The sequence below is a fragment of the Mesorhizobium mediterraneum genome, assembly GCF_002284565.1.
Lineage (GTDB): Bacteria > Pseudomonadota > Alphaproteobacteria > Rhizobiales > Rhizobiaceae > Mesorhizobium > Mesorhizobium mediterraneum.
Map to the genome: position 1 here is coordinate 48,920 of NZ_NPKI01000025.1, position 24,189 is coordinate 73,108.

Consider the following 24,189-nt stretch of genomic DNA (forward strand, 5'->3'; position numbering starts at 1 on the left):
ATCGCTCTACCGAGATTCGCCGACCGTGCTGTCGAGATACTGGGTCAGCGCACAGACCAGATGGTAGAAGATGCTTGCCGGTACATCGCTCGCCAGCGAGCGCCCCCGCTCGTCGATGCGGTCTATCCACAGGCCGAGCGGCGCCGGATTGATGTGCCAACGGAACAGGCGACCGACACGTGCTTCGATCTCCGGCTTGAGGTCGGGACCGCCCGAACCGTCCAGTGCAATCGCTGCTTTGATTGCTTCGGCCTGCGGCCAACTGCGCGAGACAAGGTCGAGCGGCAGGCCTTGCCGCGAGACGGCGCCATAGGCGAGGCCGGTGGCGCGATTGAGGCCGTTGGCGATGGCCGAGGCATAGAGCTTTCTGGCAAAGCTGGTTAGTTCGCTCTGGCCGGTGCGCCCTGCGAAGTCGACCAGCAGCGAAGCCCATTCGAAATGGTGGCCGGGTTCCGTCCATCCGCCTTTCTCGCCCTCCGCCGGGCTCCACTCGGCGTCGAAATATTCGCCCAACGTCCAGCTTTCCGGATCGAAGAAATGGCTGCGAAACAGATCGACGATGCGCGCGGCGCGGCGAAGATAGGCGAGATCGCCGGTCGCTTGATGCCAGGCCAGGAAAGCCTCGAGCAGATGCATGTGTGGGTTGGAGCGGCGTTCGCCCGCGCCGCTCGACGTTTCGAGAAAGCCGGTCATGCGGTGATCCTCGAGATGCGCGTCGAGAAACGAAAACGTTTCTTCGCCAAGCCGCAATGCATCGGCATTGCCGACCATATGGGCATGCGCCAGCGCAAGGAGCACGCAGGAATGATCGTAGGCATCCTCTGTGGCATCGGCGACCGTGCCATCGACATTAAGCGTGCGCACCCAGCCGCCATTGTCGGTGCGGCCGTTCCTGTTCATGAATTCGATGCCGTGGCTGATCAACCTGTCGGCGGGCCCATCCCAGCCGCGCGCCTTGGCGACAGCGAAGGCGTAGACTTGCCTGGCCATGGTGCGCATGCGCTTAGGCTTCATCAGCGGTGTGGCGTCAAAGCCGAGTGCCTCGTGGAAACCGCCATGGCGCTCGTCGACACCGACCGTGGACCATAGCGGCACCGTCTCTTCAAACAGCCAGTGGTGAACGCGGCGCCGCCAAGCGCCGCTTTCGATCACGCGGTCGTCGGCGGGCGTGAACCTGGTTTCAAGCCGACCGCTCTTTTCGAGCTGCTCTACAATCTTCTTGACGTTCTGGCTGCGGCTGACCGGGGCGACGAAGGTGGCGTCGGCGGTCGAGACGATGGCAACGTCCTTCAGGCCGATGGCCGACAGCAAGCGACTGTCGCTGCGGATGTAGGAGTTCTCGCAGTCGATGGCGACGACGTCGCCGACGATGACGTTGCCCTCTTCGTCGGAGGGACCGACATCGAGCAGTGATTGCCAGGAACCGAGATCGTTCCAGCGGAAGCCGGCCGGTACCATGGCGATGTGACTGGCGCGCTCCATGATCGCGTAGTCGATCGACGTCGAGGGAATGGCGGCGTAGAGCTCCAGAGGCATATAGAGACCGGAAAGATCTGATGTCGCTGCCTGGTAGGCAATTTCGGTGGCATTCCATATCTCGGGCTCGAAAGCCGTGAAAGCGTCGCGCATGGCGCTGGCACGAAACAGGAAGATGCCAGTGTTCCAGTAGAAGTTACCGGCCGCCAGATAGCTTTGCGCGGTCGCGAGGTCCGGTTTCTCGACAAAACGCGAGACATCGCAGATGCCATCCTTCTCGCCGGCGACCTCGATATAGCCGTAGCCGGTCTCCGGCTGGCTAGGCTTGATGCCGAACACCACCAGCCGGCCCGCGCGCGCCGCACCGGCGCCGTTTTCCACGCTCTGCCAGAATTGCCGTGCGGTAGTGATCTCATGATCGGACGGCACCACCAGCACCAGGCTGTCGCCATATTCGGACAAGGTGCGCAGCGTCGCCAAGGCAACGGCGGCGGCAGTGTTGCGGCCGGTCGGCTCGAACAAGGGGCCGCCGCCGGAAAGGTCGAGGCCGGCGAGGTCGGCATGGACGCGGTCGGCGTGCCGCTCCGAGGCAATCAGGAAAATCGGCGTTTCACCATCCGGCCGCGCCGTCAACCGGCGCAACGTCTTGGCCAGCATCGAGCCATCGCCCGAAAAGTCATGGAACTGCTTGGGATTGTCCTCGCGCGACAGCGGCCACAGCCGTGAGCCAACGCCGCCGCTCATGACAAAACTGACGATCCGTTCGGTCATTGGGTGACACCTCTGACATTTTCAAACAAAGCAAGGAGCGCTGCCGCGTAGTCTCGGCGGCGCATTTGTTGCCGACCCTGCAGCACGGCGACACTATCGCGGGCTAAGCGTGGGCGCTGCCCGGCCTCCAGGAGTCGCTGCGCCAGCGCTTCTGCACTATCGGGTGCGAAGAAGAGCGATTCCGGCGCCTGCTCGCGATGCAGCGGAATGTCGGACAGCAGCATCGGCGTTCCCAGCGACTTCGCTTCCTCGACCGTGGTTGACCACCCCTCGAAGTGCGAAGGGTTCAGGAGATAGTCCGCGGCTCCGATCAGGGCGACGACATCGTCATAGGGAATCAATCCGAGGTGTCGAAAATGGCTTCCGAGCCGGTGCGTTTCCGCAAGCTCCATCATGCGCTTGAACAATGTCGGGTCGCGCGGATCGGTGGTGCGCCCCGTGAGGATTATCGGCGGCAAGGAGTCCAGCGCCCCCATTTGGCCTATATGCCTCAACGCCTCTATGACCAGCCTATGGTTCTTGTGGATCCAAAACTGGTTGGGGAGGAAGAAGAAACGCGCAGGCAGACCATGTGCCTGTCGCGCCTCATCGGCGCGCGCCAGGATGGCACCGGGATCGAGGTCGATAGCGAAACGCACGACAGCGGTCTTGTTGCGCGAGGCTGGATAGAATGTTTCGCAGTCCGCCAGCGCATCCCCACTCGATAGCATTATCGTACGATTTCCGGACGTCTGCAGGCGATAGCCGAGATCCCTGCGCCACCAGGCGCTACGCGGAAAGAGTTGCGGCAGGCGCCGGTGCTGGAAATCCGGGATCCAGGAAACAACCGGTACTGGAAACCGGTTCCCGAACCACTGGGCGACTTCAAAGACAACATCGATGCCTTGCGCAGCGACAAGGTCCGCGAAGGCACGATCCCTTCCGCCAGCAAGTGCGATCAGCCCTCGCCTGCCGAGCCCGGCGCCCATGACCCGGTCATCAATAATAGCGGGTGCAGCCAACATATGATCGAAGGACGCGCCAATGCTTGAATGCTGCTCGGGTGTAAGAAACAGTTTCGCCTGCACCTTACCACGCAGCTCGGAGGCGATAACGCTCAACATGTTGCGTAGATAGGATTCGCCGCCTGACCAAGTTCCGCGGCCGATGAGAGTGAAACCGACGGTAATCAAGGCGCGGCGCGCCGCTGACGACCGACAGGCTCGGCGAGAACGTCGGCGCGATACCAATCGACGTAGCCTGCAATACCCTTGCTGAGCGGCACCTGCAACTGAAGCCCCTCCGGGACGCCGGACGGATCCGAGATCAGATTGACAGGGTCGCCCCGCCGGGACTCACCAGAAAACGAGAGGCGATGGTTCCCTCCCCAGGCCTTCAAAATCATGCTGGAAATCGTGCTGACGGACGCAGCTGCGCCCGCACCGCCATTATAGATGGCGAAGCGCGGTTCGCCGGCAGGCAAAATGCGATGGATCAAACGCACGACATCCGAGACATGGTGCCAATCCCTCATTTCCGTACCCGTGCCGCCAAGCACAATGTCGGTTTCGCCTGCCGCGAGCCTGCCGCAGAGATCCCAGAGCAGCTGCTTGCGCAATCCTTCGCCATAGACCGAAAAGAGGCGAGCCACCGAGACCGGCTGGCCGTATGCGGCACAATATGACCGGCCAAGCTCCTCGACCATGCGTTTGTGATAGCCATACGGAGAATAGGGATCGAGCGCCGCGTCGACCCTGATCGAACCGGCATGCCCGCCGCCATAGACCGCAGCCGAGGATGCAAGAACGACAGGTGCATCGGGTGCGTGGCGGCGCAAGAAATCAAGCACACGAGCCGCAGAGACAACACTTTGTTCAAAGTCCTTCAGGGGATCGGCAATTGACTGGCCGACCGTTGCGCCACCCGCCAAATGATACACGGCTGCTGGGCGGCCATGCGCCGCCAGAGCCGCATCCAGCGTTTCCACGGTCACCCCGCCCGAAAGAAAGGCGCCGTGGGTTGCCATAGCAAACTCGGGTGCTTCTTTTCGACCGAAGCCAATGACGTGGCAGCCCTTTTGAGCAAGGAAACGAGCGAGGTGCAGGCCGATAAAACCGCCGGCTCCAGTCACCCAGACAGGCTTAGCCTCTTGTGATTGTGTCAAGAAATCAGTCCTTCCCGTGCTTATGGCAAAGGAAAGAGACCAGGCGCCCGGGCCGGCGGTCAACCGACGCGGCGACCCTGGCGACGACACCAAAGGGAACAGGCGAAAGAGCCAGGCGAACAACCGGGGAGAACGGGCCAAAGATTTTGGCGAGCCTCTCGCGAATCTCAGATGGTGTCATTGGGTCATAATTCACGACGGACTGGAATGAGTTCAATTCGCGGTCGATCGTCAGCCCGGCCTCCTGGATTGCAGCGCGGTAGGCCGCCAGCGTAAAGGCGTTCTCTCCACCATAGAGGTGATGAAGCGGGTGAGCGCGCAGAAAAGGCTCGAGTTGCTGCGGCCCGGAGACAACATGGTCGCGCAACGACAGGATCGTCGCGCCTTCGCGAGAGAGACGCGCCATTTCGCGGCAGAAAGCCGGAAGGTCATGGGCGTGATGAAGCACCTGCCGTGCGACGACCAAATCATAGCCTGCCGCGGATAACGGGATCGCCTCACCGAACGCTTCGATCACGTCGATCGGCGTGCCTGTCCTTTCGGCAAGAGTCCGGATCGCAGCGGCGCCTACGAGTGCGCTCGGATCGGGCTCGACAGCGGTTACGGACCACCCCTCGCGCGCCAAGGCATAGGAGAGAATGCCGTTGCCGGCGCCAAGATCGAGAGCACGGCCCGCCTTGCGCGGGATCATGCTGCGAACCGCGTCGAACTCCGCGCTTTGGTGATAGCGCTGTGCGGCCACAACCGGATCGTCAAAATAGGCGGCGCGGGCGAGCTCTTTCATCGAAGGCTCGCTCATGCACCAGCGGACGGCGTCTTCCCAATTCATGGCCGCTTCAGGCATCGAGAGAACCCAAATGCTGGATCATCCGCGCCGGATTTCCGGCGACAACTGCGTAAGGCGGCATGTTCTTGGTCACAACAATCTCGCTCTCTCGCCAGATTTCTCAGATTGCCCGAGACGACCACCGCCAAGGCTTAGCTTAACGAGTGGGATAGCGCTTCGGTCATAGGCCCGCATGCTTCGCCCGTCCACCATCCCAGGCGGATAATTTCCAGCGTCGATCACGCTTTAGTTAGGAGGTTGTTCGAGACGTCCAGCTAAGCTACCGTTTCGAGACTCGTCAAGTTCAGATCACGAGAATTCGACCCGCGCCAATATCGGAAGCGCAAACTCACCCGTTGCGGACTACGGATAGCGAGCATCATGTTTTTCAAGACAATATTCTGCATAATATGCCTTCTAACGTCTTGGCCGGCGATAGCGCAGACGCAGGCTCCGTTCAGGCTTTTCGAGGCTATGAACTTCGCCGGCGGGCCCGATTTTCGTTCGTTCGGCTTCGAGTACCTGAGGATCGTGGACCCTCATGTTCTGGGACCGGACGTTCCCGACGCTGGCCAAGTGCAGCAAGCGCTGGCAATGCCGAGGAGTAACGAATATCTGAATATCGACATTGAAAGCTGGCCCTTGGAGGGCCCGGATCAAGCGTCGTCCATCGCGAAATATCAGAAGACGCTCAGCGCCTTCAGAGAGTCAGACCCGAGCGTCAAGCTCGGCCTTTATGCTGTCTTGCCGCTCAGGGATCATTGGAGAGCGATCGGCCACCAGGGCGCCGTTGCACTGGACGATTGGAAGCAGCAAAACACCAAGATCGGGTCCGCCCTCGTCCCTTATGTCGATGCGCTATTTCCCTCCCTGTATACATTTTACGGCGACAAGGACGCCTGGGTGGCCTATGCACGGGCCAATATCGGGGAAGCACGAAGGATTTCACAAGGGAAGCCGGTCTACTGCTTTCTGTGGCCGCAGTTTCATAAGACCTTGGCCTTTCTGCCAGGCGATCTCTGGTATACCCAACTGGACACTTGCAGGAAGCTGGCTGACGGTATCGTTCTATGGGGTACCATCGGCAGCAATTCCCCTTATCGGCCAGCGAAATGGGATGAAAAAGCGGAGTGGTGGCAAGCTACCTTGAGATTCCTGAACGAGCTTGACAAGGCTCCATAGTGGCGGGTCAACGTATCGCCGGCTCATGTCCGGTGCATACCGGTTTTCGAGCGGGCTATGGCGTCCGGTTATCCGGCCCTGATGGGTGCTCCAAACCGGGCATATGAGCGCGACATCATGCGTCGGTGTGCCCACAAATCAAACGACCTCATGGCGTTGACGCGGAAGATCATGACCGTAACGACAATCCAAAGGAACGCTGCACCCCAGAGCGATCCGGAAAATTGGGCTCCGACGATGGCTTGCGTGGTCAAAAGCGGCAGGAGCGCCAAGCGCCTGTCGGCCAAAAACTTTACCGCCTTTGCTACCTTCACGAAAACCGGAACGAATATCGCCATGCCGAGAAGCCCCATGGCTTGAAGGATCTCCATGAACATATTGTGCGGATATCCGTACAAAGGCAGTTGCGTCCCGTATCCAAACAATGGGTTTTGCTGAAAGAGCTCCCACGACAATGCAATCGATCCAAGACGGCTCGTTGTTGAAGTGTCTTTTCCAATCGCCGTCAAATGGAACTTATCCAGCAACGGCGTTATGTCCGTGACCGCCAACACCAACACTGCGCCCGTAAGAAACAACAGACACATCATCATGGTCATGAATTTGGGACGGAGCATGGGAAGCAAAATGGCGCAACATGCCAAGGCGACAATCGGACCGCGAGCAGCAGCCAGATAAATGGCGGCTGCCGAGGTGACGATTACAGCAATAATTGCGATCTTCAGAATTTTTCTTTGGGGAATTCTTATCAGCGTGTACGAGGCGATAAGTGTAGTCACACCGGCGTGACCAATGGAAATAGGGTTCAACCGCGCGAAATGGACTCGGTCCGTACTATCGATCAGCACGGCATTGGAGCCACTATATTGAAGCCAAACGATGCCCGCCACGCTCAATGCCCCAACAGCAAAAAGAGCCCACGCCACGTTGATCTCCGACCATCTGTTCGTCGACAGGCCCAGAAAAGCCGCGGGCACGATCGAAGTGATGATGGCAAATACAAGATCGTCCCTCGCCTTAGCGATCTCGGAAGCGTCAATGCCAAGCTTCAGCAGGTAAAGTCCGACGAAAGACAATAACCATACGTCCCCGAACCGCCAGGCTTTCTGCCGGTCTGAAAACAAAAAAGACAGCCCACAGAGGCAAACTACCAGAAGCCGAAAGGCGATCGAAAGCCTCTCATCTTCTCGTCCGGTCACAGATGAAAGGAGCCCGACCAACGGATAACCGGCAAGCGCCAGAGCAAAGCTCCACGCCCACAAATCCTTGTAAATCGGGACGGGTTTGCTGACATGCATAACGATAATGGCACCTTTGAAACAGCAAGATCGATACCATGTCTCTTCCAGTCAAGACAATGGGTTGGCGCTGGCCACCCAATGCGCGTCGCCCAAAAGCCCGCTCTCGGGTCATAGCCGCTGCACACAGAGCGTCCCATCGCTATTGATCGCTAAACGACGGAATCCTCCGCTATGTCAGTTCGAGAAACCGCTCAAATTGTCGCTGCTTGCTGTATTCTTCACGGATTGCGCGGTGACCGGCCCAACCGATCCCGTCCCAGTTCCCGCTGTCCAATTGCCGTGCGATTTTTTCTGATGCGTCCTGCGGGTGCTCATAAACTGCCATGGTTTGCCCATCGTACATCGGCGCTGGATAGTTACCGGAATCGGAAACCAGCAGAGCCCCGGCACCCAAGGTTTCGAAACAGCGCATATTGCCACGGTCAGGGCCTGCCATGTCGATTGAGGCGTTGACCACGACCTTGGCTCTTCCAAGCTGCGCGTACATAGAGCGACCGAATACGGGAGGCGCACTGACCTCGCGGATCGCAGGCGGGCGCCGCACCGCTCTCAGGGGACCGAACCAGCCAAGCGGCGTTTCGGCCAGCGGTGTATAGCGTGATAGATCCAAATGGAAAACAACCCGGCGGCGGCTGGAAAGACCTGCAACAGCTTCCAATATCTGCCGCCGGCGCTGGTGATGGCGACTGTAACCACCGAAGAACAGGACATCGATGTCCCTGTCCCGATTTGCGGCGACGGTATCGAGCTCCGGATCATGAGCGGGGAAAAAGTGAGCCGTCCTGGCGCCCTGCTCCTCCCAAAGTTGTCGCATGGACGGAAAATTGCAAAGCACGAGATCATAACCTGAAAAGTCAATCTTGCCTGGTGCGGCGCGCCAGGCAATCTTTCGTTTCACATGTCCTGGCAAGCGGCGCACAAAGGTGGCGTCGTAGCGAAATGGATCGAGATTGTAGAAGACATCTGTCTTGTGGTGCTCGATCTGAGCAAGCAGAATGTCGGCCAGCGGCGTATCTTGGCCCAGCCCGTTTTCGCGCGCCCAAGCCCGCTGCAGTGATTCGTCGTCGCCGTTCGTAAAGAATGCCTCCGGGCTACGCCCGAGTATCGGCAAGAGAATGTGTGCCGCCCCGTAGCGATCGTTCAGAAACACTTCCTTCTGCTGCTCGAATCCCCTGGCCTGCCCGACGAGGTCAGCAAGCCGGGGCCGATAGCTTGGGTTGAGCCCAGAATTTTGAAAAAGTCGCATGGCCTCGTTCTTACTGGTGAGTGGGTTTTGTAGCGCTGATGACGAAGCCGGAACAGAACATGCGCCAGTTCAGGGCCGCGCAAAGATTCTCGAACAGAGCGACGGAAAGATAGGCGGGTAAAAAGAACGCAAAGTAATCGCTGGCGCGGTAAAATGACATGACGTCGACCCGCTCAAATCCTTGGTCGCGAAACAGCTTCGCCATGTCCGAAGGAGAGCAATGGTCAAAAAAGGCCGGGTAGCCGGTAACACCGACGGCAGACGGCCTAAGGTGCGGGATCAGCCATTTTTGCATAACCGGTCCGACGAGCCGCAATGCCACCGAATAGGGGTGCCATTTCGATGGGATGTAGTGGTGCATCACGCCCCCCGGCCGTAGCGCCAAAAACATCGAACGCGCCGCCGCCTTGTTGTCCGGTATATGCTCCATCAATGTGATCGAAATCAGCATGCCGGCCTCGACATCGACTGGCCGCTCAATCGACTGGACGACAAATCGATCATAGATGCGATAGCAGTCTGGCTTCTCCTCGATGTCGAGCCCGATATAGGTAAAATCAGCACTCCGCTTGAGGAGTGGCCGGTCAATCCCGCCGACTTCGAGGATCGCCGACGGCCTTAGGCGCGCAACATCGTCAGCGATACGCCGTTCAAGTTCTTCCTTGTAGGATGGCGCACCGAAGATTCGGGGAAAACGGCGTTCGAGCCATGCTGCAGCATTCCTGTTCCAGCCAATAAATGTCTTGAGAATCACCGTATCCCTTTTCTGCCAATCGGTCGTACCGCGGATAGCTGCTTCCTAGTGGATATGGCATAGCCAGCTGCACCACGAGATTCGCCCCATTTCTCCAACCCGATGAAGGTGGCGCCTCTCGCGCAATTCGATTTCTGGATGCCGGTCAAGAATGAAACGAAGCGTTGTCGTGTCTCTCTTCTGTGCGCCGGATGACGAAATCGAGCCTGACAGCTCTCGGCGACACCGGTTGCAGGCACAATATTCGGCGGTCCTGTATTTTTAGCCTCCCCCCGAAGACGGTGGGGCTGATACTTTTTCGGCTATTAGAAGATAACCCATCGGCATGCTCTCGCGAGTCGCAAGCCCCAATTTCTTGACAGGCGGCAATGCCCGCATCAGGCTGGTCAGCCAATAGACCGAACTGGCAATCCGGGGCCGAGACGCCACCGCCTTCGTGGCAAGATCGGAAATAACATCTGTGACGCCGCCGTAGGACGACAACTCGATTGTGCTTAGGCCCGCCTTCATCGTCATCCGCTCCAAGGCGAAGCGGGTGTAGCGATGATAATCGTGGGGAACCTCGTGCAGCCAGTAAAAAAACGGCACGCCGATTATCAACTTACCACCAGGCCTCAAAGCCCGGGCTGCACTGTCGAACAAGGCCTGCGGCGTATGCAGATGTTCGATAACGTCGCTGGCGATGACCGTGTCGAAACTCCCTTGCTCCAGGACCAATTGCTCGTTGAGGTCCGCGAAAAGGTCGACGTAGGCGGCGCCATGGGTGCTGCCCGGCCAATCGACACAGAAGACATCACTGACATGCTCGCGATAGATCCCGTAAAGCGGAACGGCACCACAGCCCAAATCGACAAGACGACCCTTGGCATGAGTAGCGATCGCCGCGGCATAGACGGACGCCAATCGATCGGCGATCAATCGCGACCGCGCCGGTACCTCCTTGCGGTTCGAGCGCCAAACGCCCTTGCCGGTCCGTTCGAACTTAGTAGGCTTCCACTGCTCGGCATTCTTCATTGAACCTGGCCCTCAGCGAAGTCGAGAGGTTCCGCAATTGTCGGCAGCATCATGGCGTGTCGAAGGCGATCGCGCGTGTGCCGTTGGGTGAAATGATCCAGCACGCGCTGGCGCCCGGCATCCCCCATCTTGGCAGCACGGTGAGGCTCTGCCAGGAGACTAGCAAGCGCCTCTGCCATGCTTTCGATATCGTGTTCTTCCACAAGTATGCCAGTCTTACCATCGACAACGGCCTCTGGAATGCCGCTGTGACGTGTCGCCACAACGGGAAGCGCGCTCGCCATGGCCTCCAGGATCGATACCGGCAGGCCTTCCATATCTCCATTGCGAGCCGTCACTGAATGCTGCACGAAAATAGCAGCGTCCTGCATCATGCCCTGAACATATTCTATGCTTCGAGAGCCGTGAAAAATGACACGATCCGACAAATTCTCCTGCTCCACCAACGCCTTGGATCGCGCCATCAAGGGCCCATCCCCAACGAAATCGAGCTGCGCCTCGGGAAACTTTGAAGCGATCCGGGCGAACGCCTCGATCGCGAGGTGCGGTGATTTCTTTTCAACGAACCGCCCAACGAAAAGGAGCCGACCGCTTTCGCGCTTCGATGGTGTGAAGCGCTCGGGCAAAACTCCACACGGACTGACGTGGAGTTTCTCATTCGGACAGCCGATTTGACTCAGACGGTCGGCGATGAAACGCGATGGCGTGATGATGCCGTCAACAATGGCGAACAGACGCCGGTAGCGACGTCGCCATAGTTGCTTCCTGGGCATCACGGTTGAATCCGCCCCATGGGCGTGGGCGTACAACCGCACGCCGGCGCGGCGACAAGCGGGAGCGAACAGCGCGCCCATCGTAAGATACTCGACAAGGGCGGCATCCACCTTGTGGGCCTTCAAGAATTCGACAACCCGGTCCTCATCGCTCCGCGACATTCCCTCACGCACATACGCAAGCCAGCCCAGACGCGCCACATTGACAATGCGGCTGTGTAGTCGGCTAAGCGGTGACAGCCGCGGGACCCCGGAAAGAACTGGATAACCGAATTGATCGGCACCATCGGGCTCCTGACAGATGAGCACAGTCCTGCCGGGCGCGAGATGGCGAACATGATCACGGATAAATGTTTCAGAAGGCGTGTTGAAGAATTGCGAAATGACAGCAATCATGGGGATACTGCCTCCATCTGCAACTCCACCGGTGCAAATCTGTTTTTGAGAATACCAACCGTGGATAAAGCACTGTCGCGGAGCGCAAGGGTTCCCCGCAGCGATCTTTCCGCTATCGATTCCTGGTTTTGCCACCAGCGCTCAGCGAGATTGCGAAAACCATCCGGCTCAATCTTATCGATGAAAGTAACGTAGTCCTCCAAATCAAGTGATCGAAAAAGATCTGCTGTTTTCCTCTCATAGCAAATCGGCAAGACTGGAAGGCCGCGACACAAACTCAGAATGCACATGTGCATGCGTGTGCATATGGCGCCATCGAATTCGCCAATTTTACGAAGCAATGTTTCGGTGTCCCTGAACTGCAAATCAATGACTACGCTGTTTCGCACGTGCTCCGGCAGATACTTCAAGACGTCGCGCGCCGCGTCCGAGTCGTTGAAGCGATACTCGGGAATCCCTTGGCAGGTCGAAATAAATGTCACTTCGGCCCCGACTTCTTCCACGAACCACGCGGTCGCTCGGGCTACCGATTGATGGTATTTCGCGCGGCCGACCTCAGAATCTCGTTCCCCAAAATCCGCCCACGGCCGAACTGAAACGGCGATTCTCGGCCGCCGTCCCGGCTTCGCAACCTGCGACGCTGCGCGCCGTCTCTCGATCTCGTCCTGGTCCGTCAGAATGAATACGCAGTCTGCCACTTCCTCAATATTATCCGCATGTCCGACAAGCTCTTTCGCGAAAGCCATGGATTTCCGGTCTCTGACCAGTATGAGAGGGCTTTTTCTCAGAATCTCCGCAAGTCGGTGAAAAATGCGATCGTCGCCGAATGGACCCATCGATTGCGTAAAAAAAATGGGCGGCTTTCCAAGATAGACGTCTCTCTCATATTCCGGCAGCCGATGGGAAACCGACCCTCGGTGTTTCTTTGAAAGGTACGTGCCGCCGGTCGAAATAATGAGATCTGCCGCAATGTACTCTCGTAAGGCTCGAGCAACTTGGCCTCCGTACCCAAGGTATTTCAACCAGCTCAAATGCCGCTCTATAAAGATCATGGCGATCAGAATTGAATAAACTGAATTTAATTCCAGCCGTCCCTTTGTCAGCCTATTCAGCAACCTAATATATTTGCTCTTGTGAAGCTGTGCAGAAGGAAAGCAAACAAAGGTGTTTCCCGGATAGTACCGTTTGGCGACCTGCGCATCCATGTCCGCAAAAACGATCTCGATATCGTCTCCGAACGCGGCTTTAAGAATCCGTTTTGTCGCGACCTGGATCGCAGCGTCTCCGCCGTTCAAAAAAACCGTGGTTTCGACGATGATTTTCAATGCTTTAGATCCTCTGGATGGACGTCTTTGTCTAGAAAGAGCCGCATGTCCTCCCACATGGAACCGGCGAAACGATATGGAGCAACAACAAAAGCTCCATAGATTAACATCGTGCTGATAGTCTTTAAGACGAGGCCGCCCTCGGTCAGCATAGACAGGGCGTTAAATGAAGTTCCGACCGACTCCCCGAGAATAAAGAGCGCGACGATCGCAATATAAGAAAAGAAGAATAGGCTCGATGCCTTCACAAGATCCTTGAATCTCAGCTCTGTACCTCTTGTCGCATAAAGCCAGAGTACCGGGGTGAACACCCAAGACGTTATGCACCACGCGACAGCGACTCCCGGAGCCCCCCATTGAATGGCGAACAGGAAGAGCGCAAATCGGATTAACGAAGAGAAGATGGAAAATACAAACAACTCGCGCGCTCGACCCAAAGAGATCAGCGCCCAACCACCAAACTGACCGGAAATACTCGTGATGAGGGACAACGAGAGTATCGCCAAAATAGTACCAGACTTTGACCAGTTTTCTCCATAAACGATCTCTACGATTTCTTGCGCATTGATCGTAATGAGAATGCACAATATCGTGTTTATCATGAGTGTAAGCCGCATGGCGCTGAGATAGGTTCTAGCCCATTTGTCGGGTTGGGTTTGAAGGCGGCTCAGCATCGGAATGATAACCGAGCCAATTGGTCCGCTTATAAGCGTCATCGGCAGCATGAACAGTGAGTAAGCGCGGGTGTAGAATCCGAGTTCGTTGGGACCGGATTTCCAGCCGACCAGCACGTTGTCGGATTGGCGGTTAATGTAGTTTGTGAACTGGGATCCACTGTAATTGATCCCAAAACTAATGGCCGATCGTGCATTCCTCCAATTGGCGACCCTGGTCGGTCGCCAAGGTGACAGTACCCACTGGCCAGTCGTGCCAACAAGAGCCGTCGTGAGCGTCGCCCCGGCGAGCGACCAGTATTCGAAGTGCCAACCCCAGGCCATTGCAACACCGACAGCACATCCACACACGAGGCTGCCAAGATTTACACTATGCAGCGACATCCAACGCATGTGTCGAATTAATAGCGCCTTGTGCTGCGCACCGGCCGCTGTGATCGGGATGGCGATCGCCAGAATTAAGACAAGGTGAAAAACGCGAGGGTCATTGAAAAGCCAGGTCGCGACCGGCGCCATCAGCCACGCCAGCGGCATCAGACCGAAACCGACGCCAAGATTGACGAAAAATAACGCGCTGACGGTGTCGTGATCAACCTCCTTGCGCTGGACAGTCACCATGGACAGACCCAAGTCGGCGAAGACTCCGACAAACGCCGTGACGGACGCCGCCATGGCCACCAGACCGAAGTCATCGGGTTGCAGCAACCGCGCCATTAGCGCCATGTAGCCGACCTGTGTAAGAAGAATCAAAGCCTGAGCGCAGAGGGCTATGACCCCCCCAGATGCCGTGCGTCTCCCGAGATCGCGCGTCAGATGCTCGCTGCTTAGCACAGAGCTTTTTGACGTATCAGAACGACCGGACGGAGCCTTCGTCACAATGGCATTCCAGCGCGCTCTCGTCGGTTGGTCACAGGCCCATGCACGTAGCTATTTGGCACCTGTCGCCATCTTCGGCGCTCGCTCTTTCCAGCGTCGTGAAATGCCATGATCATGCGAGACGTTATCCAACGCCCAGAATGGCTCCAACGGCACCCACCTTGAACCTCCTCCCCCCACACAACACCGGCTAACTTGGAAACGACGGCACAGCACGCCTCGACGCGCGAGCAGAACCAGTTACCAAACACGGCGCTGACCGGCGGCATCGCAACTTCGGGCCTCAGACGTCGCGCGGCGAGGACTATGACCAGAAGGCCCAGAACCCGGGCAATGACGTTGTTGGCCGTCATCCAGCCGCCATTGAGGAAATAAGTCGTCATTCAATCGATGCGACGTGCGTGGGCGCCAGGAACCGTATGACCTTGCAAGGCACGCCGGCGGCCAGGCAATCCGGCGGGATGTCGGAAGTGACGACGCTTCCCGCCGCGATGACGGTGCGCGCGCCAATCATTACCCCCTTCAGGACGGTAACGCCCGCGCCCAGCCAAACATCATCTTCGATAACTATCGGCGCGGTTTTGCACGGCATGCCCTCGCGCCGCCGCATAAAGTCTACTGGATGGAAATCTGTGTCATATATATTGCAATTTGCTCCTATAAGTACATTATTTCCAATCGAAATCGACTCTGAGCAGAATATCGCTGCTCCCGATATCCCAGTATTATTACCGATCGTCAGTGTTGCTCCCTGCCCAGCCACCAACTGTGTTGGGTGGTTGATACCGGCCCGATTAAAACGAGAGCTGTTTACGATTGTGACGTTCTCACCAATACGAATTCGACCCCGCGCGCTTAATCCCAATGGGCCAAGTACCACAAAGCCTTTTGGCAAAGGGACCCTGCGGATGCGCAGTTGCAGGCGAACTCTCACAGACCAGTAGAAACGGCATATTATGTTATACAGATGTCCAATTCGTGCGATCATCTGTTCTCTAACAGTTTGTCATAGACTGACATTGTCTTTTCGACACCCGTCTTGCTGCAAAAGTTTGCCTTAGCAAACTCGAGCGAGGCACGCCCCATTTCCGTTCGCTTATCACTATTGCACAAGTCATTAACAGCAGACACAAAGGTATTTGGCTCTTCCCAACTGAACACAGCGCCTGTGTGACCGTCCCTCACTAATTCAACCAAATGTGGAACGTTGGCGACCAAGCCCGGCTTTCCTAACGCGGCACCTTCGAACACACTTCTCGCACTGTGAGGCTCTGTGAAGGGAGCGACCATTACATCCGAAGCCAACATCAAGGGAACCGGATCTTCTACGAAATCCACTGCGACACATCGGGGGCTCCGTCCTGCAGCTTCGTACGCAGCCAAAGCGTAGCCGGTCTTGCTTTTTGGGAATCCGGCAACAACAAATCGAGCAGACGGATGCAACTTTTGCGCGTTCTCGTCGATCAACTTCACTAACTCCAGGGGGCCATTTGACGGAGCAACACGAGCCAAGAATAAGAAAACGATATCGTCAGCATTCCAAGCCTGCATGCGCCTATATTTTTCACCGGATTCAGGATCGGAGTGAAATGCTTCGTCGTCGACGAAATTGTACACAACTGTCCCATCTGCATCTTTGCTTCCGAGCGTCCGCAAACCAGCTTCGTCAATGCTAATAAAGGCATTCACGTGCCTCCTATTAAGGCTGGCCAGCGCTCGGCCCCACCTATTGGAGAGCAGAGGCTCGCGTACATGAGCGATCACCGGCAATTTTGGCGCCGCCATGTGCGCCCCGGCGGCGGCGGCCACTAGACAGGTTGAATTCAGATGCACCAGATCGGGACGAACATCATTAACTAGACGCTTTGCACACCTTACAGTGAGTGGATAGGAAGCGATCGCATAGGCGCGATCTTTTAATGCGTCATTGCGGGCTACTGAGGACCCATTGAACGGCCGTATATCTCTCTCTTCGATGACCTCGGCACCAGCTTCACGAAATAAGGCCTTTACCGCACCATTACCCTCCCGCTTAGGCATAGCTACGATTGGCTGGAATCGCTCGCGATCAAGCCCCCGGATGAGCAAGGAAAGGCTCCGTGGCGCGCCACCCAAGCCCGTCGCATGATGAAAATACAGAACTTTCTTCACTATCGGATACACTCGGAACCGACCACACTTTCGAACCACGCCTTGCAGGCACCCGAAACTGACTGCCAGCGGTACTTGAGGAATATGTGCCTGCGGGTCAAAGGGCCGCTCGGATCTTCTGAATAAAATCAGACCGCCAGCTACCGACGATTTCGCCCAGCCGAACCGCTTTGTCGGACCGACTGTCCGCGACCTTCTCGGATCGATTGGCTGCGGCCGTTGCTATATTGGCGGCAGCGTCACGGGTGTCGCCGTAAATTAGACAGACCGGCGCAACTGCACCTTCTTGTGCGTATTTCTCAAGGTGCGAGCCTTTGCGGATGATCGGACGTGCCCCCAATTGTACGCTTCGTCCGAATATGCCGGAGGCCTGGTCGTAGTCGGGCTCGTAGCAGCACCAGGCGAAATCGCAGGTCTTGTAAAGGCTCAGAAGTTCGTCGTCGGACACGAAACGGTCGACCACCATTCCGCCAGTAGAAATCAGCCGAGCACAATCCCGGCCAGAGGCCGGATCGACGCGGCCGGCAGCCACCACAAAGACATCTTTCGCGAGATCTGGATGGTCGGAGAGGATGTTGACTAAGAATTCGAAGCCCTTCGACTTTCTCACGCTGCCCAGGAAGCACAAAATCGCGCGTCCACCGGCCGCGGCCAACACGTCGCGTGACAGTTGAGACGTTTCGATGGACATCGCGCGGTCATGCATGTCCCACATCTGAGGGTCGTGTACCCATCCGTACGCGACCTGGGCAAATCGACGATCAAATGTGAACGGCAAAATCGTAAAGAGCGACAGGCGAGGCAAATATCGCAAGCACCGGAAAGCCCATCTCTTGAGGCGATAGACGAGCCTCCCGCTCTCGAAACATTGGGACGGCCTGAGAAAAAGCCCAACCGTGCGCCGTCCGATCAGCGATCTTGTCAACGCAACTGCTATAAAACCAGCGTAGTCATCGTCTATGGTGGCGAACAGGAGGTGGCGGGCCCGAACGAGGTCAAGCCACAATCGAGGTCCAATGCGTCCCATTACCGGCTCAAGGTCAAACAGGCTGGCAAAGAGACCCTGGTAGAATTGGCGGTGACCATCGGGCGCAAACACGTGAACGCGATCTCGCCTCACCCCTGCGCCGGCCTTCGCGGCATGAGTTGCCGAAACCACTATTCAGCTTGCTCCGTGCCGGCTTTGCTTGGCAGTGCTGGCACCCTTGACGCCGAAGAACTGCCCAATCTTCCGCATCGGCTTCGCAACAAGCGCGTAGTCGACAGGGCCTGATCCGAGCCAACGGCGGCGGGAGCGCAGCGCTTCCAGATTGTGCCCGATATGGGAACGGAAACTCCTTGTGCTTGCCCCCCCAACCATCATGTCGACAAGGACCTGATCCATTGTCGCGAGCCTAAATCCATGAAGCTCGACGGCCCGCAGCATCCAGTCGTAGTCGGAGGAGACTTTGAGCGCCAGATCGAACGACCCGACCTTTTCGGCAACGCCACGCCGAACATAGAAGGTCGGGTGAGCAGGCATCCAGCCCGAACGAAACCCATCTCGAGGTCTTGGTTCTGCCCGCCAGCGGCGAACCACCCGCTTGCTGTCGTGGTTTTCCACGAAGTCGAGATGGCCGTGGACGATATCGGCGTCAGCGAGCGCCACGCTGATCTTGCCAAGCACAGACCGGTCGTGAAACGCGTCGTCCGCATTGAGGGCCCCGATCGCCTCGCCGCTGCAAAGCGCAAGCCCCTTGTTCAGAGCGTCATACATGCCTCGGTCCGGCTCGCTGACGATCTGCAGTTGTTTGTCCCCATAGGAACGAATGATCGAGAGCGTTTCGTCGGTCGACGCTCCATCGACGACGACCAGTTCCTTGTCCTCATGATCTTGGGCAAAAAAACTGTCAAGCGTATGCCTGATCGTTGCTGCGGAATTCCGGCAGACCGTCAAAACCGAGATTTTCATGTCGACCAGGCCCAAAGTCGCTTACTGCGCCGCAACGCGAATGCGATCCTCGTCCAGGCGCCGGTGCTCCGATTCCCGCTTTACCGTTTCAAGGTCGGACTGAACCATTTCCTGAACCATCGCGTCGAGCGAGGTTGTTGCCCTCCACCCGAGAACGCGCTCCGCTTTCGAGGCGTCGCCGATCAGAAGCTCTACTTCAGTCGGCCTGAAATAGCGCGGATCCACCTCGATCAGGACAGCGCCTGATTTTGCATCTACGCCTTTTTCATCAATCCCGGAACCAACCCACTCGATCTCGGTCCCGACCTCATTGAATGCTAGCTCGACAAAGCGGCGGACCGAATTCTTTACGCCGGTTGCAAGGACGTAGTCGTCTGGCACGTCATGCTGAAGAATTCTCCACATGCCTTCGACGTAGTCGCGAGCGTGCCCCCAATCACGTTCAGCCGACAGATTGCCGAGGTAGAGCTTGTCCTGAAGGCCGAGGCTGATCGCGGCAGCCGCGCGCGTGATCTTGCGGGTAACGAACGTCTCGCCGCGCATCGGGCTCTCGTGATTGAACAGTATGCCGTTGGAGGCATGGATATCGTAAGCTTCGCGGTAGTTCACGGTTATCCAGTAGGCATATATCTTTGCCGCCGCATAAGGCGAGCGCGGATAGAAGGGCGTCGTTTCCTTTTGTGGGATCTCCTGCACCTTACCATAGAGTTCGGAAGTCGATGCCTGATAGAAACGCGTCTTTTTTGTCAGGCCAAGCAGCCGGATGGCTTCCAGAAGGCGTAGCGTACCTATCGCGTCGGCATTCGCCGTATATTCCGCAGTCTCGAAGCTTACCTGGACATGCGATTGTGCGGCGAGATTGTAGATCTCGTCTGGCTGCACTTCCTGGACGATGCGGATGAGGTTGGTGGCGTCGGTCATATCACCATAGTGAAGCGACAGCCTTACGTTCTTTTCGTGCGGATCCTGGTAGAGATTATCGATGCGACCGGTGTTGAACGACGAGGAACGCCGCTTGATGCCGTGGACATCGTAGCCCTTTGCCAGGAGCAGTTCCGCCAGATAGGCGCCATCTTGGCCGGTGATACCGGTAATCAACGCAGTTTTTCGGCTCATTTCGTTCCCTTCGGCAGCTGTAGAAACACAACCATGGCGTTCTTCAGTCAATCGGTGCAGCGTTCGACTGGTGGAACCAGACTGAATTCAACCTGGCTATTATCGGGATCCAAACCCACTTAGCATCGTTTTTAGGGTCCTTAGCACAATAACGATATCGAGCCATGGCGAGAAATTCTTGATGTAATAGAAATCATAGTGCAGCTTCTCGATCTCGTCGTCGTCGTCAGACACATATCCCTGATTCACCTGGGCCCACCCGGAAATTCCTGGACGAACGATATTTCGGTAGCGATAGAACGGCAGCGCCATCGAATAATGAGAAGACAACACCGTCGCTTCGGGGCGGGGCCCAATCCAGCTCATCTCCGAGCGAACGATATTTATCAACTGCGGCAGTTCGTCAATTCGGCTCCTGCGAAGGAAGCGGCCGAGCCGGGTAACCCTGGTATCGCCCGGCCTGGTGACGGCGAGACTGCGAACGTTTGCCGCTTCAGGCGCGCTAACTGTCATCGTCCGAAACTTATAGACCGTAAATGATTTTCCGCCGTAGCCTAGGCGCTCCTGGCGAAATATGGCGGGCCCAGGAGATTCCAGCCTGATCATCAGCGCAATCAACAACAAGAACGGCGCCAGCATAATCAGGGCCAACAGCGCGCAAACCCAGTCGATCACCTGCTTGATCTTGATATAGGCCTGGTTGGGATTAAGCGAACCCAACGTGTTTTCGGACAAATGCTCGATTTCGACGCGCCCCGTCAGCGATTCACTGATCTGCTTGACGTGATAGACAGGAACGCCTGCGAGAGCCTGATCGGCGATGTAGCGCTCCCAATCGTCGGATAGCTCGGCACGAAGGTCGGCAACGACTCCGCTCACGCGGTCAATGACCGTCTCGGGGGAGCGGAGCCAATGCCAATTCACGCCGCCAATCTCTTCAAGACGACTGACAGCCCCGCCTGGAACCACGGCGAGACTGTACGGATCCAGGCGCCGGCTCAGGATACTCAAACCGAAATACCAGAAGATTGACAGCGTCAAACTGCCGGCTGCCTGGAAAGCGCTATAGTCAATTCGGAACAGGAAAATCGCCAAATATACAAGTCCGTAGGAAAGCGCAAAAGTCGGCATAATATAACCAGCGGCCGCGACGCCAGGCAGATTTATTATTCGGCGAAAGAAAAAAAATCCCGAAGTATGCGCGACTATTCCGGCGAAAATCGTAATCTGAACGTTTGAGTAATATAATATATTTTGACCTACCAGCATCCTAACCAGCGCAGGAGTCAGAATCGCAAAAGCCAATCCACCGAGAAGTTGAAATCTAATCCGGTGTAGCAGGTGCCGTTGGTTTTGCGGCTTTATGATGGGCGCATTCAATTCAGAGTGCTCTCTAATGGGTTCCCGAGAAACGGCCAGAAAACGTTAGGCATTCCACGCGAAATGCAGAAATTGTCAGGCTCCGTGCCCACGCGCGCAAGGCAACCTTTCGTTCCATCGGAATGCTTAGGCTCCAACAATGGCTACCGCACTCCCGGGTGAAACCCGAGAGCCGACTTTCCAACAGTCTACACCGCATGACCGAGCGACAATTGCGGTTATGCGATCGCGACGAGTTCCCTTGAATCCATGTCAATAGGGATCTCGCCATTCATGATGGCAACCAGAACCCGGGCTCTTCCAGCTGGATCGAGCCGGTCAAGGCGGCCGATCATCTCCGCGAAAGGACCTGAAAGAATCCGAACCGATGCGCCCGCAACGAGGCCTCCGCTGAAATCAAGCAGGCCGTCCCTGCCAGTCAGAGCTATGAACCGCTCCACCAACCCCGACGGGACTGGCAATGGCCGTTCGCCCTGCATGATGAGTGAGCGCACGCCGAACGTTCCATTGACCGAGCGCCACCGCTGCAGCGCGACATCGAGGGAGATGAACATATACCCTGGAAAATAGGCCGCCGGTCGCGTCTCGATGCGCCGGGCATGACGTGTGGTCTTCTCGCAGCGAGGCGTAAACGGGTGAAACCCCTGCACCCGGAGATGCCGTTCGGCGACGTCTTCTTTTCCCGGAAATACGCTGGCGGCATACCAGCGTGCGGCGGTGCCGGTTGCGGGCCGTTGCAACGATACAGTCGCCTTAACAGTTATTTTTTCCGGGCTAATCACACGTCTCGCTCTCGGCGGTTTTCGGCATGGCTGACGGCAAGGGTTACGACAGCGTGAAGATACCAGCAAGCAACCATCTCGCGAGAATCAAGCTTGGTCGAAAAAGTCCTGTTAATTGTCCACTAACTTTGGCTGCACCTAAAAGTCATCGAGCCGCTTTCTTTTTTAGCTATCCAGCAGGGGTATCGAGCAATTGCGTCGATATGTAGCTGCTTGGTTACGCTGACTCGCGGCGAACCGCTGGCACTTCTGGTCCTTAATCGGTCGATTTGAACATAGTGTGACGGTTATCGTTAGCAAAGCGTTACCGACCACTTGGCGGCGGCCTGCTTTGACGAGAACTCGCGGCCAGGCCGTCGCTGAAACAGGACCACGCAATCACAGGCCTGTGGTTGCGTGGACTCGATCAGTGCCGCGCCCGATCTATCGACCAGAGTTCAGGAGCGTTTGAGCAGCGACCAGACGGCTGGCACTAGGCTCGCCGCCAGGGCGACCTTGATCAGGTCGCCGACGATGAAGGGCACAACACCGAACTGCCATGATTTTTCCGGGCCGATGAGCAGCGCCAGCCAGGCAAAACCCATCGCCATCATGATGATTTCGGCAACCAGAATCGCATTGAAGAGCTTGACCGGATGGCGATCCCAGCCGCGATCGGCGGCCCAGCCGACGATCGCGGCCATGACCACGAAGCCGGCAAGATAGCCGCCGGTCGAGCCGAGCATGTAGGCGATGCCGATGCCCTTTTCCGGCGTGCCCTGGAAGACTGGGAAGCCCATGGCGCCCTCCGCCATGTAAAGAAGCAGCGTGGCGACGCCGAGGCGCATGCCGAATGCTGCGGCGATCAGAAAGACGGCTAAAGTTTGCATCGAGATGTCGACCGGCCCGAGCAAAACCCTCGTCTTGGCCGACAAGGTCAGCACCAGCGTTCCAACGATCGCAAGCAAAAGCTGGGTCATTAGCCGGGTCGCGCCCTTTTCAGGCAAAGCGAGAGAAACAAGCGGGCGCATCGTCGTTACAATTGCCATGGTCTTCCCCATTTCGGACTGCCGCAGAGCGCGGCCTTGCGTTTTCCTATATTGGCTTCCGTGTTATGCGGCAATCAGTTTTGCCCTCCCCCCAATAAAGGTCACGACATTCACCATGGCGCTGGAATTCGACACACGCTTCGACCCGTCCTACGGCCACAGCGTGACCGTAGCGCCCGACGTGCTTCGGATTACCGCCAAAAACCCCAGCCGGTTCACCTTTTACGGCACCAACAGCTACATCGTCGGGCGCAAGACGCTGGCGGTGATCGATCCGGGACCGGATGACGACGCGCACCTCAAGACACTGATCGAGGTGATCGGAGACAGGCCGGTCAGCCACATTTTTGTCAGCCACACGCATCGCGACCATTCTCCGCTGGCAGCGCGGCTGAAGCAGCATACCGGCGCAATTGTCCTGGCCGAAGGCCCGCATCGCCCGGCGAGGCCGCTGCGCATAGGCGAGGTCAATCCGCTCGACGCCAGCGCCGACATCGCCTTTGCTCCCGACATCACACTGCCCGACGATGAAGTCGTCAACGGCGACGGCTGGGCGATCAGAACAGTGCTGACGCCAGGTCATGCCGCCAATCACGCGGCTTTTGCGCTGGAAGGAACCGGTGTCCTGTTCTCGGCCGATCACGTAATGGCCTGGGCGACCACCATCGTTGCGCCGCCGGATGGCGCGATGGCCGACTATATGGCCTCGCTGGATCGGCTGATCGAGCGCGACGATCGCCTGCTGCTGCCCGGTCATGGCGGGCCGGTGACCGCGCCGCGCAGTTTCATGCACGAGTTGAAGACGCATCGCAGGATGCGCGAACAAGCGATCCTCGAACGGATCAGAAGCGGCGACCGGACGATCAAGGACATGGTCATGGCTATCTATAGCAATACAGATCCGCGCCTTCATGGCGCTGCCGGACTGTCCGTGCTTGCCCATCTGGAGGACCTGGTGGCGCGCGGCCTGGTGAGCACCGACGGCGACCCGGCGATCGACGGCATTTTCGCGCCCGTTGCGTAG

The 24,189-nt window shown here is 57.4% G+C and carries 21 protein-coding genes; 2 read left to right on the forward strand and 19 right to left on the reverse strand.

The window, feature by feature from the left end; translation table 11 throughout:
* Window positions 1–6 precede the first annotated feature (6 nt).
* From CIT25_RS19410 to CIT25_RS19425, 4 genes are read right to left on the reverse strand one after another with little or no spacing between them, the layout of a single operon-like run.
* Window positions 7–2,247, reverse strand: coding sequence for a mannose-1-phosphate guanylyltransferase/mannose-6-phosphate isomerase (locus CIT25_RS19410; protein WP_095486124.1), 2,241 nt, complete (start codon window positions 2,245–2,247; stop codon window positions 7–9).
* The gene (locus tag CIT25_RS19415; protein WP_126103186.1) at window positions 2,244–3,419 is read right to left on the reverse strand and encodes a glycosyltransferase family 4 protein; all 1,176 of its coding nucleotides are present in this window, start codon (window positions 3,417–3,419) and stop codon (window positions 2,244–2,246) included. Before CIT25_RS19415 ends, CIT25_RS19410 begins: the two co-directional genes overlap by 4 nt.
* Window positions 3,416–4,453, reverse strand: a complete 1,038-nt coding sequence (locus CIT25_RS19420) for an NAD-dependent epimerase/dehydratase family protein (protein WP_158302599.1) — start codon at window positions 4,451–4,453, stop codon at window positions 3,416–3,418. The genes CIT25_RS19415 and CIT25_RS19420 overlap by 4 nt, the downstream gene beginning before the upstream one ends.
* Window positions 4,395–5,219, reverse strand: a complete 825-nt coding sequence (locus tag CIT25_RS19425) for a class I SAM-dependent methyltransferase (protein ID WP_245329910.1) — start codon at window positions 5,217–5,219, stop codon at window positions 4,395–4,397. The genes CIT25_RS19420 and CIT25_RS19425 overlap by 59 nt, the downstream gene beginning before the upstream one ends.
* Window positions 5,220–5,690: 471 nt before the next feature.
* Between CIT25_RS19425 and CIT25_RS19430 the strand changes: the two genes are divergently transcribed.
* A complete protein-coding gene (locus CIT25_RS19430; protein WP_158302600.1) occupies window positions 5,691–6,398 on the forward strand; it encodes a hypothetical protein in 708 nt (235 codons plus the stop codon).
* 68 nt (window positions 6,399–6,466) lie between these two features.
* Here the strand turns inward: CIT25_RS19430 and CIT25_RS19435 are convergent, their stop codons facing one another.
* The 15 genes from CIT25_RS19435 to CIT25_RS19505 all read right to left on the reverse strand — a co-directional run bounded on the left by CIT25_RS19435 (window position 6,467) and on the right by CIT25_RS19505 (window position 23,165).
* The gene (locus CIT25_RS19435; protein WP_095486129.1) at window positions 6,467–7,696 is read right to left on the reverse strand and encodes an O-antigen ligase family protein; all 1,230 of its coding nucleotides are present in this window, start codon (window positions 7,694–7,696) and stop codon (window positions 6,467–6,469) included.
* A 172-nt stretch (window positions 7,697–7,868) separates the two neighbouring features.
* On the reverse strand, window positions 7,869–8,945 hold the full coding sequence (locus tag CIT25_RS19440) for a glycosyltransferase family protein (RefSeq protein ID WP_095486130.1): 1,077 nt from the start codon (window positions 8,943–8,945) through the stop codon (window positions 7,869–7,871).
* Window positions 8,946–8,955: 10 nt separating this feature from the next.
* Window positions 8,956–9,699 carry a methyltransferase domain-containing protein gene (locus CIT25_RS19445; RefSeq protein WP_095486131.1) on the reverse strand — a complete coding sequence of 248 codons (744 nt, stop codon included), beginning with the start codon at window positions 9,697–9,699 and terminating at the stop codon, window positions 8,956–8,958.
* Between the two features lie 261 nt (window positions 9,700–9,960).
* Window positions 9,961–10,713: a class I SAM-dependent methyltransferase gene (locus tag CIT25_RS19450; RefSeq protein WP_095486132.1), complete on the reverse strand. Its 753-nt coding sequence runs from the start codon at window positions 10,711–10,713 to the stop codon at window positions 9,961–9,963.
* Complete coding sequence (locus CIT25_RS19455) at window positions 10,710–11,882, reverse strand: glycosyltransferase (RefSeq protein ID WP_095486133.1); 1,173 nt, start codon at window positions 11,880–11,882, stop codon at window positions 10,710–10,712. Before CIT25_RS19455 ends, CIT25_RS19450 begins: the two co-directional genes overlap by 4 nt.
* On the reverse strand, window positions 11,879–13,207 hold the full coding sequence (locus CIT25_RS19460) for a polysaccharide pyruvyl transferase family protein (protein ID WP_158302601.1): 1,329 nt from the start codon (window positions 13,205–13,207) through the stop codon (window positions 11,879–11,881). Before CIT25_RS19460 ends, CIT25_RS19455 begins: the two co-directional genes overlap by 4 nt.
* Window positions 13,204–14,757 carry a lipopolysaccharide biosynthesis protein gene (locus CIT25_RS19465; protein ID WP_095486135.1) on the reverse strand — a complete coding sequence of 518 codons (1,554 nt, stop codon included), beginning with the start codon at window positions 14,755–14,757 and terminating at the stop codon, window positions 13,204–13,206. The genes CIT25_RS19460 and CIT25_RS19465 overlap by 4 nt, the downstream gene beginning before the upstream one ends.
* Window positions 14,758–15,136: 379 nt before the next feature.
* Complete coding sequence (locus tag CIT25_RS19470) at window positions 15,137–15,745, reverse strand: DapH/DapD/GlmU-related protein (protein ID WP_095486136.1); 609 nt, start codon at window positions 15,743–15,745, stop codon at window positions 15,137–15,139.
* Entirely contained in the window at window positions 15,742–16,908 is a 1,167-nt protein-coding gene (locus CIT25_RS19475; protein ID WP_158302602.1) for a glycosyltransferase family 4 protein, read from the reverse strand. The genes CIT25_RS19470 and CIT25_RS19475 overlap by 4 nt, the downstream gene beginning before the upstream one ends.
* A 97-nt stretch (window positions 16,909–17,005) precedes the next feature.
* A complete protein-coding gene (locus CIT25_RS19480) occupies window positions 17,006–18,007 on the reverse strand; it encodes a glycosyltransferase family protein (protein ID WP_095486138.1) in 1,002 nt (333 codons plus the stop codon).
* 63 nt (window positions 18,008–18,070) lie between these two features.
* Window positions 18,071–18,859, reverse strand: a complete 789-nt coding sequence (locus CIT25_RS19485) for a glycosyltransferase family 2 protein (RefSeq protein WP_127204425.1) — start codon at window positions 18,857–18,859, stop codon at window positions 18,071–18,073.
* A 21-nt stretch (window positions 18,860–18,880) separates the two neighbouring features.
* Window positions 18,881–19,975: a GDP-mannose 4,6-dehydratase gene (gene gmd / locus CIT25_RS19490; RefSeq protein ID WP_095486140.1), complete on the reverse strand. Its 1,095-nt coding sequence runs from the start codon at window positions 19,973–19,975 to the stop codon at window positions 18,881–18,883.
* Window positions 19,976–20,074: 99 nt separating this feature from the next.
* Window positions 20,075–21,070 (reverse strand): sugar transferase, encoded by a 996-nt coding sequence (locus CIT25_RS19495; protein ID WP_245329911.1) that lies wholly within the window; start codon window positions 21,068–21,070, stop codon window positions 20,075–20,077.
* Between the two features lie 503 nt (window positions 21,071–21,573).
* Window positions 21,574–22,137 (reverse strand): transcription termination/antitermination protein NusG, encoded by a 564-nt coding sequence (nusG, locus tag CIT25_RS19500; protein WP_158302603.1) that lies wholly within the window; start codon window positions 22,135–22,137, stop codon window positions 21,574–21,576.
* A 437-nt stretch (window positions 22,138–22,574) separates the two neighbouring features.
* The gene (locus CIT25_RS19505; RefSeq protein WP_095486142.1) at window positions 22,575–23,165 is read right to left on the reverse strand and encodes a biotin transporter BioY; all 591 of its coding nucleotides are present in this window, start codon (window positions 23,163–23,165) and stop codon (window positions 22,575–22,577) included.
* Window positions 23,166–23,280: 115 nt separating this feature from the next.
* Between CIT25_RS19505 and CIT25_RS19510 the strand changes: the two genes are divergently transcribed.
* Entirely contained in the window at window positions 23,281–24,189 is a 909-nt protein-coding gene (locus CIT25_RS19510; RefSeq protein ID WP_095486143.1) for an MBL fold metallo-hydrolase, read from the forward strand.

Coding starts and splice junctions, on each gene's coding strand:
- CIT25_RS19410 (WP_095486124.1), bottom strand. CDS start 2,247: ATGACCGAACGGATCGTCAGTTTTGTCATGAGCGGCGGCGTTGGCTCA.
- CIT25_RS19425 (WP_245329910.1), bottom strand. CDS start 5,219: ATGAATTGGGAAGACGCCGTCCGCTGGTGCATGAGCGAGCCTTCGATG.
- CIT25_RS19430 (WP_158302600.1), top strand. CDS start 5,691: ATGAACTTCGCCGGCGGGCCCGATTTTCGTTCGTTCGGCTTCGAGTAC.
- CIT25_RS19435 (WP_095486129.1), bottom strand. CDS start 7,696: ATGCATGTCAGCAAACCCGTCCCGATTTACAAGGATTTGTGGGCGTGG.
- CIT25_RS19440 (WP_095486130.1), bottom strand. CDS start 8,945: ATGCGACTTTTTCAAAATTCTGGGCTCAACCCAAGCTATCGGCCCCGG.
- CIT25_RS19450 (WP_095486132.1), bottom strand. CDS start 10,713: ATGAAGAATGCCGAGCAGTGGAAGCCTACTAAGTTCGAACGGACCGGC.
- CIT25_RS19455 (WP_095486133.1), bottom strand. CDS start 11,882: ATGATTGCTGTCATTTCGCAATTCTTCAACACGCCTTCTGAAACATTT.
- CIT25_RS19470 (WP_095486136.1), bottom strand. CDS start 15,745: ATGATCGCACGAATTGGACATCTGTATAACATAATATGCCGTTTCTAC.
- CIT25_RS19485 (WP_127204425.1), bottom strand. CDS start 18,859: ATGAAAATCTCGGTTTTGACGGTCTGCCGGAATTCCGCAGCAACGATC.
- gmd (WP_095486140.1), bottom strand. CDS start 19,975: ATGAGCCGAAAAACTGCGTTGATTACCGGTATCACCGGCCAAGATGGC.
- CIT25_RS19505 (WP_095486142.1), bottom strand. CDS start 23,165: ATGGCAATTGTAACGACGATGCGCCCGCTTGTTTCTCTCGCTTTGCCT.
- CIT25_RS19510 (WP_095486143.1), top strand. CDS start 23,281: ATGGCGCTGGAATTCGACACACGCTTCGACCCGTCCTACGGCCACAGC.